Origin of the sequence: Chryseobacterium flavum, from assembly GCF_003385595.1 — a bacterium.
Classification (GTDB): domain Bacteria; phylum Bacteroidota; class Bacteroidia; order Flavobacteriales; family Weeksellaceae; genus Chryseobacterium; species Chryseobacterium flavum.
The window spans coordinates 86,219-105,733 of record NZ_QNUE01000003.1; the positions used below are offsets into that span (position 1 = coordinate 86,219).

At 37.7% G+C, this 19,515-nt stretch carries 14 protein-coding genes and 1 riboswitch; of the genes, 5 read left to right on the plus strand and 9 right to left on the minus strand.

Annotated elements, in window-relative coordinates; genetic code table 11:
• Window positions 1–41 precede the first annotated feature (41 nt).
• Window positions 42–2,159, minus strand: a complete 2,118-nt coding sequence (locus DRF59_RS04315; RefSeq protein ID WP_115957174.1) for a TonB-dependent receptor — start codon at window positions 2,157–2,159, stop codon at window positions 42–44.
• Window positions 2,160–2,418: 259 nt separating this feature from the next.
• Window positions 2,419–3,189 (minus strand): WG repeat-containing protein, encoded by a 771-nt coding sequence (locus tag DRF59_RS04320; protein ID WP_241505474.1) that lies wholly within the window; start codon window positions 3,187–3,189, stop codon window positions 2,419–2,421.
• Window positions 3,190–3,474: 285 nt separating this feature from the next.
• Here DRF59_RS04320 and DRF59_RS04325 point away from each other — a divergent pair, with 285 nt between their 5' ends.
• Together DRF59_RS04325 and DRF59_RS04330 are read left to right on the plus strand one after the other, a co-directional pair.
• On the plus strand, window positions 3,475–6,255 hold the full coding sequence (locus DRF59_RS04325) for a bifunctional aconitate hydratase 2/2-methylisocitrate dehydratase (RefSeq protein WP_115957178.1): 2,781 nt from the start codon (window positions 3,475–3,477) through the stop codon (window positions 6,253–6,255).
• A 52-nt stretch (window positions 6,256–6,307) separates the two neighbouring features.
• A complete protein-coding gene (locus DRF59_RS04330; RefSeq protein WP_002983822.1) occupies window positions 6,308–8,575 on the plus strand; it encodes an aconitate hydratase in 2,268 nt (755 codons plus the stop codon).
• A 156-nt stretch (window positions 8,576–8,731) separates the two neighbouring features.
• Here DRF59_RS04330 and DRF59_RS04335 read toward each other — a convergent pair whose 3' ends face one another.
• Both DRF59_RS04335 and DRF59_RS04340 read right to left on the minus strand, forming a co-directional pair.
• The gene (locus DRF59_RS04335; protein ID WP_241505475.1) at window positions 8,732–9,286 is read right to left on the minus strand and encodes a LytR/AlgR family response regulator transcription factor; all 555 of its coding nucleotides are present in this window, start codon (window positions 9,284–9,286) and stop codon (window positions 8,732–8,734) included.
• Between the two features lie 114 nt (window positions 9,287–9,400).
• Window positions 9,401–10,282, minus strand: coding sequence for a sensor histidine kinase (locus tag DRF59_RS04340; protein ID WP_241505476.1), 882 nt, complete (start codon window positions 10,280–10,282; stop codon window positions 9,401–9,403).
• 327 nt (window positions 10,283–10,609) lie between these two features.
• Here DRF59_RS04340 and DRF59_RS04345 point away from each other — a divergent pair, with 327 nt between their 5' ends.
• On the plus strand, window positions 10,610–11,020 hold the full coding sequence (locus DRF59_RS04345) for a hypothetical protein (RefSeq protein WP_241505477.1): 411 nt from the start codon (window positions 10,610–10,612) through the stop codon (window positions 11,018–11,020).
• 27 nt (window positions 11,021–11,047) lie between these two features.
• The gene (locus tag DRF59_RS04350) at window positions 11,048–11,887 is read left to right on the plus strand and encodes a DUF5694 domain-containing protein (protein WP_115957180.1); all 840 of its coding nucleotides are present in this window, start codon (window positions 11,048–11,050) and stop codon (window positions 11,885–11,887) included.
• Between the two features lie 109 nt (window positions 11,888–11,996).
• On the opposite strand, the gene DRF59_RS21170 is transcribed toward DRF59_RS04350, so the two are convergent.
• From DRF59_RS21170 to DRF59_RS21080, 3 genes are all read right to left on the minus strand, one after another.
• Entirely contained in the window at window positions 11,997–12,494 is a 498-nt protein-coding gene (locus DRF59_RS21170; protein WP_323755040.1) for a hypothetical protein, read from the minus strand.
• Window positions 12,495–12,693: 199 nt separating this feature from the next.
• Window positions 12,694–13,527, minus strand: coding sequence for a TonB-dependent receptor domain-containing protein (locus tag DRF59_RS21175; protein ID WP_262510601.1), 834 nt, complete (start codon window positions 13,525–13,527; stop codon window positions 12,694–12,696).
• Window positions 13,528–13,727: 200 nt separating this feature from the next.
• Window positions 13,728–14,729, minus strand: a complete 1,002-nt coding sequence (locus tag DRF59_RS21080) for a TonB-dependent receptor plug domain-containing protein (protein ID WP_241505478.1) — start codon at window positions 14,727–14,729, stop codon at window positions 13,728–13,730.
• 293 nt (window positions 14,730–15,022) lie between these two features.
• A riboswitch (SAM-I-IV-variant riboswitch) is annotated at window positions 15,023–15,120 on the minus strand.
• A gap of 119 nt (window positions 15,121–15,239) precedes the next feature.
• Between DRF59_RS21080 and DRF59_RS04360 the strand changes: the two genes are divergently transcribed.
• Window positions 15,240–17,465, plus strand: a complete 2,226-nt coding sequence (locus DRF59_RS04360; protein WP_115957182.1) for an outer membrane beta-barrel family protein — start codon at window positions 15,240–15,242, stop codon at window positions 17,463–17,465.
• A 99-nt stretch (window positions 17,466–17,564) separates the two neighbouring features.
• Here DRF59_RS04360 and DRF59_RS04365 read toward each other — a convergent pair whose 3' ends face one another.
• Together DRF59_RS04365 and thiH are read right to left on the minus strand one after the other, a co-directional pair.
• The gene (locus DRF59_RS04365; protein ID WP_167456644.1) at window positions 17,565–18,272 is read right to left on the minus strand and encodes a HesA/MoeB/ThiF family protein; all 708 of its coding nucleotides are present in this window, start codon (window positions 18,270–18,272) and stop codon (window positions 17,565–17,567) included.
• Window positions 18,273–18,396: 124 nt separating this feature from the next.
• Window positions 18,397–19,515, minus strand: coding sequence for a 2-iminoacetate synthase ThiH (gene thiH, locus DRF59_RS04370; protein ID WP_115957184.1), 1,119 nt, complete (start codon window positions 19,513–19,515; stop codon window positions 18,397–18,399).

The window sequence follows — 19,515 nt, forward strand, 5'->3', positions numbered from 1 at the left end:
ACTCACAACATTTATTTTCTGTTATTTAATACTTTTAACCATTACTGAATTTTCCAGCTGATCCCAAACATAAAGTTTGTTCCTGCCTGTGAAAAATAATAAGGCTCCCCATCATAGACTGCTCCGTTATTAACATATTTTTTATTGAAGAGATTATTAACCAATAACTTTAAAGCAATATCATTGTTTGCAATTTTAAACTGGTACTGAGCATTGAAATCTGTCAGGAAATAATCTTTAAGCTGAAGATTTGCGTCTTCCGTATTGTCAAGATATTGCTTTCCGACATACTGATTCATTAAAGCAAACTGGAAATTCTTTGCGGGATTAAATTTCAAACCTAAATTAGCTATCACGTTCGGTGAGAAAGAAATCTGGGTATTCCCGAGACTTTTAGGAACATCACCATTCTGAATATTGAAATCCTGATTTCTGTTCTGGCTCAATGTCACGTTACCGGAAACTTCCCATTGTTTGGATAGTTTTGCCAAAGCCCCGATTTCAACCCCTCTTCTGTAACTTTTTCCTGAGTTTGTTCTGATAAATGCTCCTACATTATTAAGTTCGCCATTTAAAACCAACTGATTGACATAATACATGTAATAAACATTTGCAGTAAATAACACTATTCCGAACTGTTTTTCAAAACCGGCTTCAATGTCGTGAAGCTTTTCTGCTTTTACATCATTATTCGCCATCAGGTCATCTCTGTTGGGTTCCCGGTGGGCATGAGCGTAGGAAAGAAATATTTTACCGCCGTCAATTCTGTAATTTACTCCGGCTTTTGGATTAAAGAACAGCCAGTTTTTGCTCAGATCAGCACCTTCATCGTCTCCTGCCATTAGGATTTTGGTGTTGTAGTTAATTTTTCTAAGCTGTAAATCACCAAAGAATTCAAAATTATCTACTCTCAGTAATGCTTTTGCAAAACCAGACACCTCATTCTTCACAGAACGGTTTCTGTAGTATTCACTTTCATCAATCTGAGGAAAAAATACTCCTGTTACATTTCCGTAATGTCTTCCGTAGTACTGGTTGGCTACAGCACCAAAATTCAGATCCAGATTTTCAAACTTCCCGTACAATGTGGAAACAATTCCGTAAAAATCGTTATTCAGCCATTTTTTTCTTATGAAATCTGAATATTTTACAGTTTCTCCTCCTTCAGTAATATCAGGCAGATTGTACCTTGAGAAAGGATCTCCCTGCTTATAATTTTCATAATATCCTTTTCCTTTTGTATAATGAAATGTGGTTTCAAGATTCCAGCGGTCACTGAATTTCTGTTCCCAAAGCAATTGATAATGGTTCTGTCTGTAATTATCAGTCTCATTGTCGTAGAAACCTACAATATTTTCCCAGCTGGCATCATATATTACTCCTGAAATATTGAATTTCGGATCGGTTTCCCACGTTTTACGGTCAATACCGTTCCATGCCTGATAGGTTTTCTCCTTTCCACCGAAGGCCATTAAACGCAGCTTCGTATTCCCTTCTTCAAATAAAGCAGTAAAGTTATAGGAATGTAAATTTGATGAAGCCCTGTCAATATAACCGTCAGAATGAATATGCGTATATCTTCCCATTACGGAAAGACGGTTTTTCCAGAATTTTCCTGAACCTATTTCTGCTGAATATTTGTAAGTATTAAATGAACCGTAGCTGTCATCTGTTTTAAAGTAAAACTTCTCTTCAGGATCTTTAGAAAGAACATTAATACTTGCCCCAAAGGCAGAAACGCCATTATTGGAAGTTCCGACTCCTCTCTGAATTACAATCTGCGATGCAGAACTGGTTAAATCCGGAACGTTGACAAAAAAGGTTCCTTGGCTTTCCGAATCATTGTACGGAACACCATTCATCATTACATTGATTGCACTTCCTGAAACACCGCGGATCCTGAATCCGGTATATCCTACTCCGTTTCCTGCATCTGAAGTAGAAATAATGGAAGTCTGATTTTTCAAAAGAATAGGAAGATCCTGTCCCAGATTTTTACCATCCAGATCTTTCTGAACGTTAATGATTTCCTTAGCAACCGGAAGTCTTTTGGTAAAATTGACCGCTTCAATTTCCCTGATTCTCAGAGAATCCCTGTCCTGAGCCTGAATAAAGGCTGCTGAGCCTACCGTAAGGCCTAAAAAAAATAATCCTTTCATTCTATAAATCTTAGCATTTAATGAATAAAAGGGGCAGATTAAATATGTAACAATTTTGATTCGTTAACAGTATAGCAATGAGAACCGATATATTGTCAGATTATTTCATTGATACATTTTCAAAATTCCCTAAACAGCATTACCTGTTCCAGGTTCATTGGGTATAATCTCAGCCTGTTAAAGCACCCCTTTATTTCAACTGCAAAATTAAAAAAAATTATTGAAATCCTGTTCCGGATATACAGACAGAAAACATTCTCTAATAGGTTTTATTGTTTGCGTCGATATAGTAATAATTTTTTCCGTCTTTTGTAACTTCAAACATTTTTCCCAGTTTCCAGCTAAAATTCCTCTTTATATTAGAATATTCAAAAGGAACCACCACCTTATTATTCACGTCAATAACTCCGAATTTATCATTATGAGAGGCTACAATCATTGGATTTTCAACATCATCCCCTTCCATGATATATAAATACTGATATTGAGGATAAATCTGATATTGTCTGTAATCAGCTGCATTCACGAAGGTTGCTTTTTCAATAATACCATAAAACCCATTTAAAATATAAGCCTGAAACCTCTGTTGTTTATATTCCTCAAACTTACACTGCCCAAAATCTGAATCTTTAAACTGATAAACCCTTTTCCCATATTTATCAATACGATAGGAAATCATATCTTTTTCAACGGTTGCATAATCACTGGTTCCGAATTTCCTGATTTTTTCATTCGGGGAATTCAGCAGATTACAATCTTCATAAAAAAATACGGCAATATGATACTCCGGATGGATAATGAATTTCCCGTTTTGGTTTACATATCCAAATTTATCTCCCTCTTTTTTGGGTATAAGTACCGGAAGATCTTTATTAATAACCGGAAGATCAAGATCCGGCTTAGCCGCTGAAGCCTTCTTTCTTACATTTGTTTTCGAAACGTTCTTCACGCTAATTTTCTTCACAGATTTAGCCTGGGAGAAAACAGAAATCGAGATAAAAACGAATAAAACACTCAGTACATTTCTCATATTCATCATTTGCTTGCAAAAATACGACCAAAATAGATATTATAAAATTCATATTTATAAAGAATCTAAATAATTTCACTCTCATAAAATAGTAAAATTTCGTAATTTTGGGAACATTTTGAATTGTTTGATAATTTTAAAAACTTTTGAAAAAGTGTAGATTATGCTGACTTTATCCGGTTAATGTTGCATCAAAATGCGAGAACTCAAAATGTCATTAATTGTATTTATACACACCAGTAAAGAAAAAGCTGACCTACCTTTAATTTTGAAAGACCTTCTATTATGAGTATTTATAAGGATTACATCAAAGAGATTGAAGAAAGAAAAACCCAGGGGCTTCATCCAAAGCCAATTGATGGTGCTGAATTACTAAGCGAAATCATTACACAAATTAAAGACTCAGGTAATCCTGACCGACCGGATTCTCTTAAATTTTTCATTTATAACACATTGCCCGGAACAACAAGTGCAGCGGGAGTAAAAGCAAAATTTTTAAAAGAAATTATTTTAGGTGAATCGGTAGTAGAAGAAATTTCCCCGGCATTTGCCTTTGAACTATTATCTCATATGAAAGGCGGACCTTCTATTGAAGTTCTGCTGGACCTTGCTTTAGGTAATAATGCAGCTATTGCTAAAGAAGCTGCAAATGTACTTAAAACACAGGTTTTCCTTTATGAAGCAGATACAAACCGTCTGAAGGAAGCATTTAACAGCGGTAACGAAATTGCAAAAGAAATCATTGAAAGCTATGCAAAAGCTGAATTCTTCACCCAACTTCCTGAAGTTGCTGAAGAAATCAAAGTAGTAACTTATATCGCCGGTGAAGGAGATATCTCCACAGATTTACTCTCTCCGGGTAACCAGGCTCACTCAAGGTCTGACCGTGAACTTCACGGTAAATGCATGATCACTCCTCAGGCTCAGGAAGAAATTAAAGCTTTACAGGCACAACATCCTGATGCAAGCGTTATGCTTATTGCTGAAAAAGGTACAATGGGTGTAGGTTCATCAAGAATGTCAGGAGTAAATAATGTTGCTCTGTGGACAGGAAAACAAGCCAGTCCTTATGTACCATTCGTGAACATAGCTCCAATTGTAGGAGGAACAAACGGTATTTCTCCGATCTTCCTTACCACAGTAGACGTTACCGGAGGTATTGGGATCGATCTTAAAAACTGGGTAAAGAAAGTAGATGAAAACGGAAACCCTGTCTTTAATGAAAATGGTGAGCCCGTTCTTGAAGAAGCTTATTCTGTAGCAACAGGAACTGTTTTAACAATCAATACAAAAGAAAAAAAATTATATAACGGAGATAAGGAACTTATCGACCTTACAAAGTCTTTCACACCGCAGAAGATGGAATTCATCAGAGCGGGTGGTTCTTATGCCATTGTATTCGGTAAGAAACTACAGACATTTGCTGCTCAGCTTTTAGGAATTGAAGCACCTGCTGTTTTTGCTCCTTCAAAAGAAATTTCTCACGAAGGACAAGGACTTACTGCGGTAGAAAAGATCTTCAACAGAAATGCTGTTGGAGTAACTCCCGGAAAAGTATTACACGCAGGTTCAGATGTTCGTGTAAAAGTGAATATCGTAGGCTCACAGGATACCACAGGTCTTATGACTGCTCAGGAGCTTGAATCTATGGCAGCAACCGTAATCTCCCCTACTGTAGATGGAGCTTACCAGTCAGGTTGTCACACCGCTTCTGTTTGGGACAAAAAAGCACAGGCTAATATTCCAAAGCTGATGAAATTCATGAACGAGTTCGGTCTTATTACAGCCCGTGACCCGAAAGGTGAATACCATGCCATGACTGACGTTATCCACAAAGTTCTTAATGACATCACTGTAGATGAGTGGGCCATCATTATTGGGGGTGACTCTCACACCAGAATGTCTAAGGGAGTTGCTTTCGGAGCGGACTCAGGAACTGTTGCACTTGCATTAGCAACCGGTGAAGCATCTATGCCAATTCCTGAATCGGTAAAAGTAACATTCAAAGGAAACATGAAAGAACATATGGATTTCCGTGATGTGGTTCATGCAACACAAGCCCAGATGCTGAAACAGTTTGGAGGAGAGAATGTATTCCAGGGAAGAATCATTGAGGTTCACATCGGAACACTTCCTGCTGACCAGGCATTTACATTTACAGACTGGACTGCTGAAATGAAGGCAAAAGCTTCTATCAACATTTCTGAAGATAATACGCTAATCGAATCACTGGAAATTGCAAAAAACAGAATCCAGATCATGATCGATAAGGGTATGGATAACCACAATAAAGTTCTTCAGGGATTAATTGATAAAGCCAACAAGAGAATTGCAGAGATCAGATCAGGAGAAAAACCTGCCCTGACTCCTGATTCAAATGCAAAATATTATGCTGAAGTAGTTGTGGATCTTGACGCTATCGTTGAACCAATGATTGCTGACCCGGATGTAAACAATGAAGATGTTTCCAAAAGATATACCCACGATACTATCAGAGATCTTTCTTACTATGGAGGTGAGAAAAAAGTAGATCTTGGTTTCGTAGGATCTTGTATGGTTCACAAAGGGGACCTTAAGATCGTTTCCCAAATGCTTAGAAACCTGGAAAAGCAACAAGGAAAAGTAGAATTTAATGCTCCACTTGTAGTGGCAGCCCCTACGTATAATATCATTGATGAATTAAAAGCAGAAGGAGACTGGGAATTATTAGAGAAATATTCCGGATTTGAATTCGACGACAATGCTCCAAAAGGAGAAGCACGTACAGAATATAAAAATGTGATGTATCTTGAGCGTCCCGGATGTAACCTTTGTATGGGAAATCAGGAGAAAGCAGCTAAAGGAGACACCGTATTGGCAACTTCAACCCGTCTTTTCCAGGGGAGAGTTGTGGAAGATTCTGAACGTAAGAAAGGAGAATCTTTACTGGCTTCAACACCGGTAGTAGTACTTTCTGCTATTATCGGACGTATTCCCAATATTGATGAATATAAAGCAGCCGTTGAAGGTATTGATCTGACTAAATTTGCACCACCTATCAAAGAGCTGGTTCAGGTTGGTCATTAATATAATTCAGCTGCCATTAAACATAAATGTATAAACATTAATTTTAAGAGATATGACTTTTGATATTGATATGATTAAAAAAGTGTATGAGCGTTATCCCGAAAGGATTGCTGCGGCAAGACAGATCGTGGGAAAACCTCTTACCCTTTCAGAAAAAATCCTTTATACCCACCTTTGGGAAGGAAATGCTACACAGGCACATGAAAGAGGAAACTCTTATGTAGATTTTGCACCGGACAGAGTAGCAATGCAGGATGCAACAGCACAAATGGCGCTTTTGCAATTTATGCAGGCTGGAAAAGCTAAAGTAGCTGTTCCTTCAACGGCGCATGCGGATCACCTGATCCAGGCTAAAGTAGGCGCTGATAAAGATTTACAGGAAGGTATCAACAAAAACTCTGAGGTATTCAATTTTTTAAGTTCTGTATGTGATAAATACGGAATCGGATTCTGGAAACCCGGGGCTGGGATCATCCACCAGGTTGTATTGGAAAATTATGCTTTCCCGGGAGGTATGATGATTGGTACCGATTCCCATACGGTAAATGCAGGAGGATTAGGAATGGTGGCTATTGGTGTTGGAGGCGCTGACGCAGTAGATGTAATGGCCGGAATGCCTTGGGAGCTTAAAATGCCTAAACTTATCGGGGTAAAATTAACCGGTAAAATGAACGGATGGACCTCTGCCAAAGATGTCATCTTAAAAGTTGCAGGAATCCTTACGGTAAAAGGAGGAACAGGATGTATCGTAGAATATTTCGGTGAAGGTGCTGAATCTCTTTCTGCAACCGGTAAAGGAACAATCTGCAATATGGGTGCTGAAATCGGAGCTACAACTTCTACTTTCGGATATGATGATTCTATGAGAAGATATCTTGCGGCTACCGGAAGACAGGATGTAGTAGATGCAGCAGATAAAATCGCTGAACATTTAACAGGTGATGCTGAAGTATATGCAAATCCTGAACAATATTTCGACCAATTAATAGAAATCAACCTTTCTGAACTGACTCCACATTTAAACGGACCTTTCACTCCGGACCTGGCAACTCCGGTTGCTGAATTCAGAGCTAAAGCTGAAGCTAACGGATGGCCTCTGGAAGTTGAATGGGCTCTTATTGGTTCTTGTACCAACTCTTCTTATGAAGATTTATCAAGAGCTGCTTCAATTGTAGAGGATGCAGTATCAAAAGGAGTTAAGCCTAAAGCTATCTTAGGGATCAACCCAGGTTCTGAGCAGGTGAAATTCACTGCAGAAAGAGACGGTTTCCTTGATTCTTTCAGAAAATTTGAAAATGCAAGAATCTTTACCAATGCTTGTGGGCCATGTATCGGACAATGGGATAGAGAAGGTGCAGAAAAAGGAGAGAAAAACTCTATTATTCACTCTTTCAACAGAAACTTTGCGAAAAGAGCTGATGGTAACCCGAATACCCATGCATTTGTAGCTTCTCCGGAAATGGTGGCTGCTGTTGCAATTTCAGGTAGACTTGACTTCAATCCAATTACAGATACTTTGACTAACGAAGCCGGTGAGCAGGTAAAACTTGATGAACCTAAAGGATACGAACTTCCTTCAAAAGGATTTGCAGTAGACGACAACGGATACCAGGCTCCATCAGAGGACGGTTCTAAAGTTGTTGTGAATGTAAGCCCAACTTCAGACAGACTTCAGTTATTGGAAGAATTTCCGGCATGGGACGGTAAAAACATTACAGGAGCAAGAGTATTGATCAAAGCTTTCGGAAAATGTACTACCGACCATATTTCCATGGCTGGACCATGGCTGAAGTACAGAGGTCACTTAGACAATATTTCAAACAACATGTTGATCGGAGCTGTAAATGCCTACAACATGGAAACCAATAAAGTTAAAAATGAATTAACGGGTGAATATGGTGAAGTTCCGGCTGTACAAAGAGCTTACAAAGCAGCAGGCATCCCAACAATCGTTGTAGGAGACCAGAACTATGGTGAAGGTTCTTCAAGAGAGCACGCTGCAATGGAACCCAGACACCTGGGAGTGAAAGCTGTATTGGTAAAATCATTCGCTAGAATCCATGAAACCAACCTTAAGAAACAAGGGATGCTTGGAATCACTTTTGCTAATGAGGCAGATTATGACAAAATCCAGGAAGACGACATTGTTAACTTCTTAGATCTTGATCAGTTTGCTCCGGGAAAACAGCTGACTTTAGAGTTTATCCACACTGACGGAACAAAGGATATTATCATGGCAAACCATACTTATAACGATCAGCAAATTGATTGGTTTAAGGCTGGTTCTGCACTTAATCTGATTAAACAACAGGAAAAATAAGATTAATTGTTAGATCGATTAATATAAAAGGCGGCTTCAATAGAAGTCGTCTTTTTTTATTTCAAATGCCTTAAAAATTTCCTTTGCTGAACTTTGGTGAATATTCCAAACCTTACAGGTTTTAGAAACCTGTAAGGTTTAGCTCTCATATGAATATTATGATATTCTATCAAGAAGACCTGCTCTATAGCTTTCTCCAATAGGAATCTCATAATCAGGAAGAATCACTTTTTTAGCCCCGATACTTTTCACTTTATCCAGATTGACAATAAAAGATTTATGAATTCTTACAAATCTTTCAGGAAGTTGGTTTTCCATTGATTTAAGAGTATCCAGAACAATAAACTCATCATTTTCCGTCCGGATATTGACATAGTCCTTTATACTTTCAACGTAAAGAATCTCATGAAAGCCTATGCGATGTTTTTGTCCCGAAGACTTCACAAAGAAATGGGTATTTTCTTCCTGTGGAAAAGAAAACCGTTCCTGAGCCTTTAAAACACTTTTTTGAAATCTTTCAAAAGAAACAGGCTTCAGAAGATAATCAACAACGTTATGCTCATAACCTTCCAATGCATATTCAGAATAGGCTGTTGTTAAAATATATTTTTGATCAGCACCTACAATCTTCATAAAATTGATCCCTGTAAGTTCCGGCATCTGGATATCCAGAAAGATAAGATCAGAATCATTTTTCTGCAGATATTCCAAAGCCTGAATCGGATTCTCTGTAGAGAAAACCAGTTCCAGGAAAGGAATTTTTTCTGCATAATGTTCCAGAAGGGAAATTGCAGGGGCTCATCATCAACGATAATGCACTTTATCTTATTCATTCTTTAAATCAATTTTTAAATCTACAACAAATTCCGTTTCCGAATCTTTAATCTCAAGCTGATGTTTGGGGTACAATATTTCCAGCCTTTTTTTCACATTCTGAATTCCGATTCCGGAAACAACATCTTTCATTTTCCGGGTTTTATAATTAAAAAGATAAAAATGCAAGACCTCATCAGGATCTGAGATTTTCATTTCAAAACATTTATCCCGGAAATCACCATGCTTAAAAGCATTTTCCACAAAAGGAACCAACAGCATCGGAGAAATTTTCAGGTGAGGATGCTGAATATTTTTCTCTACGATTAACAGTTCGGGATTTCTGATCCTGAGTTTCTCCAGTGCAATAAGACTATCAATATATCCGATTTCCTTATCGAGCGAAATGGAATCTTTTTCAAGATCTTTCGTGCTGTACCTCAGCAGCTGCCCAAGCTCTTCAATAGCAGGAAGCGCCTCATCCGACTTCTGGTAGACAAGCGAGTAGATATTATTTAATGAATTAAAAATAAAATGTGGATTGATCTGGGTTTTCAGTGCCTGGAGTTCTGCCTGTTTCTTTTCGATCAGAAGCTGCTTTTTATCATTTTCAGCCACTCCATATTTCTCCAGTATCCATAGAATACCGGCAATGAAAGTAGTCAGCGAGCTATTATATATATTATCAAAAAGATAGTAGAGAAGCCCCGTACTTTCATCATAATTGCGAAAGCCAAGAGTAGAAGGCAGTATCAATTCTTCCAGAGCATATCTCATACCGGCAAAACACAGCAGTGTCAGTATAAAAACAAAAACAGCAGAATACAGTTTCTCAAGTTTAAAAACTTTTGGGAAAATAAAGAAATAGGATATATAAAATGTGGCAATTTTCACAATGAAAAATGTAACCCTCAGAATGTGTACTTCCCGACGATTAGTATCCGGAACAAAAAAGTTAGGTGTAATGACAGTTCCTATAAAATTGAACCCTCAGTAAATAATTTGAAGCCAGATAATTTGCTTTTTATTCATATTCAAATATAAATTTCTAAAGGGAAAATTCATCAATTGTTTTCGACAAAAACCTGTTTTTTCCCGACGAAACTTTTTTGACATGAATAATTGTGTTCTTCATCTAAATGCTGTTTTCTCATAGAACCTCTTCCGGTACTTTTGTCAAAGAAATGTAATATAAATACCATTCAATCTGTCATTTATAATATGGAAAAACGCATTTTATTTATAGCTACCCTGATTTGTTCTTTTTCAGCAGCCCAAACCAAAGACACCGCTAATGTCAACAAAATAGAAGCGGTTATGGTGAACGGTAAAAAGGTTCTGGTAGAACGTAAAGTGGACCGTCTTGTTTATAATGTCCAGAATTCTATGCTTTCACAGGGAAGTTCGGGAACTGAAGTTTTGGTTGGTACACCTTTATTACAGGTGGATGAAAATAAAGGACTGCTTTCCATTGCCGGAAAAAATGGTGTTTCTGTGATGGTCAATGGCCGTATGCTGAATCTTTCCGGATCTGAGCTGATCAACTACCTCCGAAACCTTCGTTCGGAAAATATAACCAGAAAATCGAATAACAGAGCGGTGAATTTCGAAGAGAAAAACCGTGCACAATAATTTAATAGTAATTTAAAAAACAAACTCATGAAAACTTTTATTTATATTTTTCTTGTATGCCTTTCTACATCAGTATTCGCTCAAAAAAAATTTTCAGATTATTTTTCAAAGTCAAAGACGAAAGTTTTGGTTGTCGGTTCATTTCATTTTGATTATCCGAATCTTGATGCTCATAAAACCAATAAAGAAGATCAGATAGATGTACTTTCTCCTAAAACTGCAAAAGAAGTCACCGAACTTGTAGAATATATAAAAAGATTTAAACCGACAAAAATCGCAATTGAAGCCTGGCCAAGCTGGAATGCCAATCAAAAGCTGAAGGAATATAACAAAGGTATGCACCGTGACAAAAGAGATGAGCGTTATCAGCTTGCTATGAGAATAGCCAGTGAGCTTAAAATAAACGAATTGTTCAGCATTGACGCAGAATCTGTTCTGGACGATCTTGAAAAACATTTTGGAAAAACTGATTCTGCGTTTTTTAAAAAACTCAGCAAGGATTATGATTTCAGAAGTGATGACCCGATCTCTCAACAGTTTACTGCCTTCTACAAGAGTTCTGAGCCTAAAAATTTTAAATCTCTTTTAGATACTTTTACTTATATGAATTCCAAAGAAAGCCATCAATACGGGTACGGAGCTTATCTTAGCGGCGATTTCAAACTGAGAGAATACGACGGTGCAGATATGCTTGCACTTTATTGGTACAGCAGAAACCTGAGGATGTTCCGTAATATTCAAAACATTCCTCACAACAGTGAAGACAGAATTCTTGTGATTGCCGGAAATGGCCATGCCGCAGTATTACGGCAGCTTTTTACCTCTTCCGCAGAATATAATTTTACTGAATTTTCTTCACTGAAATAAATACAATGATTGGCCGGGGCTATAAGAACTTACTCCTTATGTTCAGGCTGAATATAAAAAAGACAGAGACCGAATCTCTGTCCTTTTTATTAAACCTCTAAGTTCTATATTAGAAACTGAATTCAATTCTTGCAAATAAGAACCGCCCGCCGATACCATACTGGGAAACCTGCCTTGAATAAACAAACTGGTTATCAGCTGTTAGAGAACTTATATCGGGACTTTTAGAAGGCTGTATATTTAGGATATTATTACTTCCTATTGTTGCCGAAATATTTTTATTAAAACTATAACCTACAGATAGATCTGTTACCAAACGGCTGTTAAGGACAAAATGTTCCGCACTTCCTGTTACTCCATCAAAATTGGCATCTACGACATCTGCATCGGCCACTTTACCAAAGAAAGAATTACGCAGTACGAAAGTAAAGCCAGAAGTCTTTACTGTGTTGGCCAATGCAGCTTTTACACGGGGTACAGCTTCTTCAAAATACACTCTGTTAGGTTCTGAAAAATAATTATTGATCTGGCTAACCAATTTCGGAGATGCATGGATATCCCCGATTCTTTTGGTTTGATTAAAGTTTATTCCCAGATTATTCTCCAAAGTAACCCCCGATGAAATTTTCGAGTTCTGGGAGATGGTAATATCCAGACCTTTTGTCTGAGAGTCTACAGCATTGGCAAAAAAGTTGGCCGCGCTTGCTCTTGCCAGATCAAAGGCATCCTGTAGAACAGCCTGATCTGAGCCCGGAGTAAAACTACCATCAGGGCGGTAGAAAAGATCAGTCAGTACTACCCTGTCTTTAATCTTTATTAAGTAAGCATCCGCTGTAAAAGTCAGATTTAATGCCGGAATCTCCTGTGCTGTAGGATCGTGAAGTTTCCTGTTTCAATTTTGGAATCCCTAATGCCTGTGCAGCCTCAGAATTATTTCTGAAAGTTCCTACCTGTGTTGTTTTCCCTTGCTGAATCAGCGTAGAAGTAGAGCTGTAATAGATTTGTGCCAATGAAGGAGCTCTGAAACCTGTGGAAACAGCTCCTCTCCAGTTGAGATTAGAAGCGAGTTTTACATTGGTTGCTATCTTATAATTAAATGTAGATCCAAAGTCTGAATAATTCTCATATCGTAAAGCACCTTCCAACAGCCATCTGTCAGTAATTTCCAGTTCTGTATCAAAGTAAGCCGCAATACTGTTTCTGTTTCCGGAAACTGCATTTTCCGGACTGAAGCCTGGAAAAACCTGAGCTCCTGCAGGTCTTACATTTCCGAAAAAGTCGGTTACTTTTTCATTTTCAGGGGTTTTAGCTGTTACTACACGGCCATAGATATCGTAAGATGCATAAGAGTTTTCTTTTCCGGCATTTACTTTATAATTTTCGTGTCGGTATTCACCACCAAATGCAATGTTCAACCCTTTCAGGATATCATATTTTTTGGAGAAATCCAGGTTGACGGTATTTTGTGAGAATTCAGATCCTCCGGCATCAAAAGTCCTTGGAGAACCATCTGTAAGCGAAGCATTAAAAGTATTTACAACGCCAAAACCAAAGACGTTTTTCCCAAATGTATTACTGAAATCGATATTCCAGCCATCCCATTTTCCTTTGATTCCGGCAGCAAGGGAATAATCATTCACAGTTGCTTCAATCTGGGGGAGATACCCATTGGGTGTAACCGCACTGATGTTTCTTTCATTGTTTGGAAGCCTGTAAAATCCTCCGGCATTCCCAAGACGGTAGCTGTAACCTCCGAATGAATAAACTTTCCATTCATCATTAACAGGAATTTCAGAATTGAAAAAGAGTTGGCCTGACTGCAGTTTAGATTGCCCGGCTCTCAGACTGAAATCTTTCCTCTCAATCCTCTGTAATTAAGTTCCTGAGAGGTAAAATCTCTGCCCAATATATTCTGAAGATCAGAAATACTGGTTGCCCCTGAGATCTGGGACTGAAAATCGTTCCCAAAATAATCTACCTTGGCTGCATACTGTTTAATCGTGCTGATAATCTGCTGAGTATTGGGAGTATTGGTAATATTTTTATAGAGTCTATCAATATTAACTCCATCCTGTAATGCTCTGTAATTAATTGCATTATAAGCATTGAAAATATCCCCTTCCCTCACTCCGGCTCTGGAATAAGGATCACGATATTGTGCAGAACCTGTCACATTAAAAAAACCGGTTTTGCCTATTTTGGCTCCATAATTAAGATCTACGGAAATGGTCTGCCCATCTACTCCGCCGGAGAAATTATTGGTGACAGGAGAAGCATATCCTCCTAAAAATACCTGTCCGGAAAGCCCCAATCTTTTTTTCAGCCCAAGGTTTATTACTCCTGCAATTGCATCAGAACCATACTGAGCAGCAGCTCCGTCCCTTAAAACCTCTATTTTTTCCAATGCAAAGGCAGGAATAGCATTAAGGTCGGTTCCCACAGAACCTCTTCCCGGAGTAAGGGTAACATTAATAAGTGAAGACTGATATCTTCTTTTTCCGTTTACCAGAACCAAAACCTGATCCGGTCCTAATCCCCTCAAGAGCGCGGGATCTACAAAATCAGTTCCGTCATTAACCGTGTGAGAGGTGGATGAGAATGAGGGTACAATATAATTTAAAGCCTGACTTATACTGTTAGACGGACTTTGTTTTAAAATTTTCGATATATTAATGATATCTACGGGTACAGGAGTATCCGTAAGCGATCTACCGGAGCCTCTTGATCCAAGGATGACCACATCATCTATTTTCTTAGATTGTAAGGTGTCCGTCTGTGCATAGTAAAATGTGGAGATAAGCGCAATAGAAGGAACAAAGATTCTTTTTTTGAAATTATGCATGTTTGTTGTGTACTTTTTGTTTATAAAATTGTTTTTTAAGCAATACAAATCCTGTAACCCTAAATTGTAAGGTTACCATAGAATTCAAAATGTTTGTATTATCTTTTAGAAATAGAAAAGGCTAGAAACAACAACACATGCGCATGTAGAAATGGCATGAGAACATATCAGAGTAATGAAGATTCACTTCATGATCTGAAGAATAAAAAATTACCGATGTTGGGTGATTTCCCTTGTCTTTAAACATTGATTTTAACTTTAAAACAAAAATTCAAGATGGGAGTAATGATAGAATGATAAACATTTTTTCCGGAAGATCCGGCTTATCGATTGCAGCACCTTGCTTGTTTTTGCAGGTTGCTATCCCATCTAGAGATTCTTGATAATTACCTGGCAAAGATATAATTATTTCGGAAATAAAAAAACATTTAGCCTAAATTTTCGATTTTCAAAAAATTACCGTAACAAATTATCTTTTTCTGCGTCTAACGGAATAGTAGTAAAAACATTATGAAAAAAACGATTTTCGCTTTATCCTTATTAAGCTCTGTTTTTGTTTTTTCACAGGAAAAAAATAACAAGCCTCAGGAAAAGCAGCTTGAAGGAGTAGTTATCACCAAAACTAAAAAAGCCGTTGAGCAAAAGGCAGACCGTACTATTTTTGATTTTTCTGAACAACCTCAGCTGAATAACGGTAATGTTCTTGAAGGAATAAAAAAACTCCCCGGACTGGTATCAACTGATATCGCAGGGATGATGTATCAGGGAAAAATGCTTGAAGTGTACCTTAATGGTAGACCCCTGAATATTACATCAAATGAGCTGAACTCTTTTCTTGAGGGAATGCCTGCCAATTCTGTGGACAGAATAGAAGTAATCACCCAGCCCGGTGCAGAATTTCCTGCAACATCCGGTGGTGCAATCATGAATATCATTACCAATAAAAATGCTAATAAATATTTAACAGCTACTTATTCGGGAAATTATTCCTTTACAAATTATGACAAATTCAGAAGCAGAACCACCAATTCTGTTAATTTAAATGCAAGAAATAAATATTTCGGATGGCAATTGAACGTTGGCCAGAATTATCGTGAAAGTATGCTGAACGGCCAGCAGGATGAACTTCTGACCAGCAAAACAGACCGCTTTTCCCGAGGATATTTTGCAAAATCAGGACTGACTTTTGACTTAGGACAGGACAGGCTATTATTAAACTACGATATTTATCATAATAATAATGACAATTACACCTTAAGTAACGGTCACGGAGATTTACCTTTTGAGAATAACCCAAAGGATTTAAGAGAAGCTTTTTTCAGTTCTTCAGATGTTGCCCATACCAATAACCTGAGACAGGAAGCAGTTGTAACCTATCAGAAACGTTTTGCTGAAAAATCTCAAAAGCTTGACTTCCAATTCGGTTACACAAGATCGGACAGTAAATTTTCTCAGGATAATTTCTTTCAGGATGGTACATTTGCGGAAGCTCCAAACCTTCCTATAAATAGTGCTACAAGCGGACTAAAAGGCATTTTGAACAATAAATCGGTAATGAATATTGCTAATTTCAAAGTAGATTATGCCCAGCCTGTTAAGCTTCTTGATGGTGGAAAAGTGAGCTTTGGGGGATTGTATGAAAGACAGGATTATGATACAGAAAGTTTTGGATTAACCAATCTGGAGTATCAGAGACAGACAGCCTCTACCTATCTGGAATTTCAGGCTAAACTGAAAAAATTTGATTTTACATTGGGCGCCCGTGCTGAAAATTATGACATTTCCGGGATAACAAGATATTTCAATAAGGATGCAAAGCTGGTGGAAGCCGGTTTAATTCCTTTTAATAAATTTAAGCTTTTCCCGAATGCGAGTGTACAGTATAACCTGATGAACCAGGTGTATATCGCTGCGAATTACAACAAAAAAATCAGCCTGCCAAGCATTTCCGCCCTGAACCCGAATAATGTGACATTCTCAGGCCCCAGTACGGAAGTAAACGGAAACCCTAATCTACAGCCAACTATTTTTGATAATTATGAACTAAAAATATCAGCCTTTGATTATGCATTTATTGGGTATAGCGTAAGCTCGGCAAGCAATCAGGTGGCACAGATCATCCGAAAAGACGGAAGAAAACTCTTCAATGAGCAGGTGAATATTTCAAATATGAGAATTCATAACTTTAATGTAGGGTTACCGGTTCCTTTTATGATTCTCAGTAAGCCGATGAGTGAGATTATGAAGTTTAATTTTAATCCTGATAAAATTAACTTCATGTACCTGTATGCCGGTTATCAGAAACATGAAATTGACAATCTGAACAATAAAGGGTTCTGGATCTTCAATATCATGACGCAGATTATTTTGCCGAAAGATATTAAACTGACAGCCAACTACAGCTATCTGACCCCAAAGGCGGGATATTTCTACTTCACGGCAGAGAAACCATTCAATAATTCGTTTGACATTACGTTGACAAAGAAGTTTATGAATAACCGTCTGACACTTTCTGTTTTTGCCAATGATATTTTCAACGGGCAGGTAATGCAGGTACGCTCTAACCCGCTATCAGGAATGCCGGTAATGATCAGCAGCAAGTATGATACTAGAAATTTCGGAATTTCCATCAACTATAAAATCCCAACAAAAAATAAACTGGCAAAAGAAGATCCAAATATCTTAAACCAAACTAAAAAAGAGGATAACAGCAGCGTAATGCAGCAGACACAATAATTTTTTTCCAAAGAGAAATGAAAGAGGCAGTAATCATTTTTACTGCCTTTTCATTATATAATACTTCTCATAATTCTGTAACAATTTTTGCCCGATTATCTAAAAATCTATCGTTTGGAAATGCCAGGCAAGGGTATCTACTAAGGTCAGCTGATTTACTTTTACAGGAAGTCCGGCAATAATCTTTAAGGTCTGCAGAGCCATCATACTGCCTATGATTCCGGGCAAAGCTCCTAAAACACCAAGACTGTCACAATCCGGAATATTTTCATCAAAAGGAGGTTCCGGAAATATATCTCTCAGGTTTTTACTTCCGCAATGGTTAAATACTGCAACCTGTCCTGAGAACCCTAAAATACTGCCGTAAACCAAAGTCTTTTTTAAATTCACACAAGTATCATTCACCAGATATCTTGTTGAAAAATTGTCTGAACCATCAATAATAACATTGTACCGAGAAAGGATTTCTTCAACATTCTCATCATTGATTTTTTCTTCAATTCCTTTGAATATAACCTGATGATTAAGTTCTTTTACAAAAGTTGCAGCACTTTTCACTTTGGATAAGCGCACTCTGCTTTCGGTATGAATGATCTGCCGGTTCAAATTATGAAGTTCAACCTCATCAAAATCTACAACACCTAAAGTTCCTACTCCTGCAGCAGCCAGATATTGTATAACCGGACTTCCCAAACCTCCTGCTCCAATTACAAGAACTTTTGAATCCATTATTTTTTTCTGACCTTCCAATCCTATTTCTTCAATGAATATCTGCCGGCTGTACCGCGAAAAATTATCTTTTGTCATAATTATAATTAAACCATTTAGATCCTTTAAGTTTTTAAGGACTGAGCTTCGCTTCAAAAAGATACTATCTTAAATCTCCGATTTCTCTTAATTAAATGTTACCTCTTCAAACTTGTTAATGGCTTTAAAATCCACTATAAACAGAATCCCAGTCTTTCATTACAGGATCATATCCAGCTTTTCTAATCATATTTTTTATCTCCTCCATACTTCGCTCATCACTGGTTTCAAATTGCTCTAATGAATCTTTATCCACAGAATATCCTCCCGGGTTCGTTTTTGATCCTGCACTCATTGTTGTAGCCCCCAATGTCACTATATTATTCCGGAATACTTCATTTTCCCTGGTAGAAATGGAAATTTCAAGGTCTTCATTCCAGATTCTATAGGCACAGATCAGTTGAAGAAGGTCTTTGTCTTCCATAATAAAGTTCGGTTCAATAATTCCTTCAGCCGGCCTGAGCCTTGGAAAGGAAACTGAAAATTTACTTTTCCAGTACTGCTTCTGAAGATAATCAATGTGTAAAGCATTGAAAAAGCTATCCACCCTCCAATCTTCCAGCCCTAAAAGAACTCCCAATCCAATCTTATGAATTTCCGCTCTTCCTATCCTGTCCGGGGTCTCCAGCCGGAAATGAAAATTAGATTTTTTACCTTTCGGATGATATTGTCTGTAGACTTCCTGATGATAGGTTTCCTGATATACCAAAACAGAATGCACACCTTCTTCATGAAGCAGCCTGTATTCATCTTCCAATAATGGCTGAACTTCAATTGAAATATTGGAAAAATAAGGTTTTAACCTACGAACAGCATTTTGAAAATAAGGCACTCCCACTATTTTACCGGCTTCTCCGCTCACCAGTAATACATGGTTTACCCCCATTGATTTCAGTACCGAAGCTTCAATCATCAGTTCGATATCTGAAAGTGTTTTTCTTTTCAGGTTATTATCAAGACTGAACCCACAGTAGGTACAGATATTCTGGCACTCATTACTGAGATACAACGGAGCATAGAGCTGAATAATTTTTCCAAATCGTTTTTGAGTGAGCCGCTGTGTCATTCCTGCCATCAGTTCCAGTTCCTGAGAGGCGGCTGGCGAAAGGAAATTCAGAAAATCATCAAGCGTTTTATTTTTTTTCTGAAGACTGTATCTTACGTCAGACAAACTTACTTTCTCAAGTTTATCCTTTACCTCATCCCATTGATAGTTTTCAAAAACATCTTTAAAGCTTTTCAT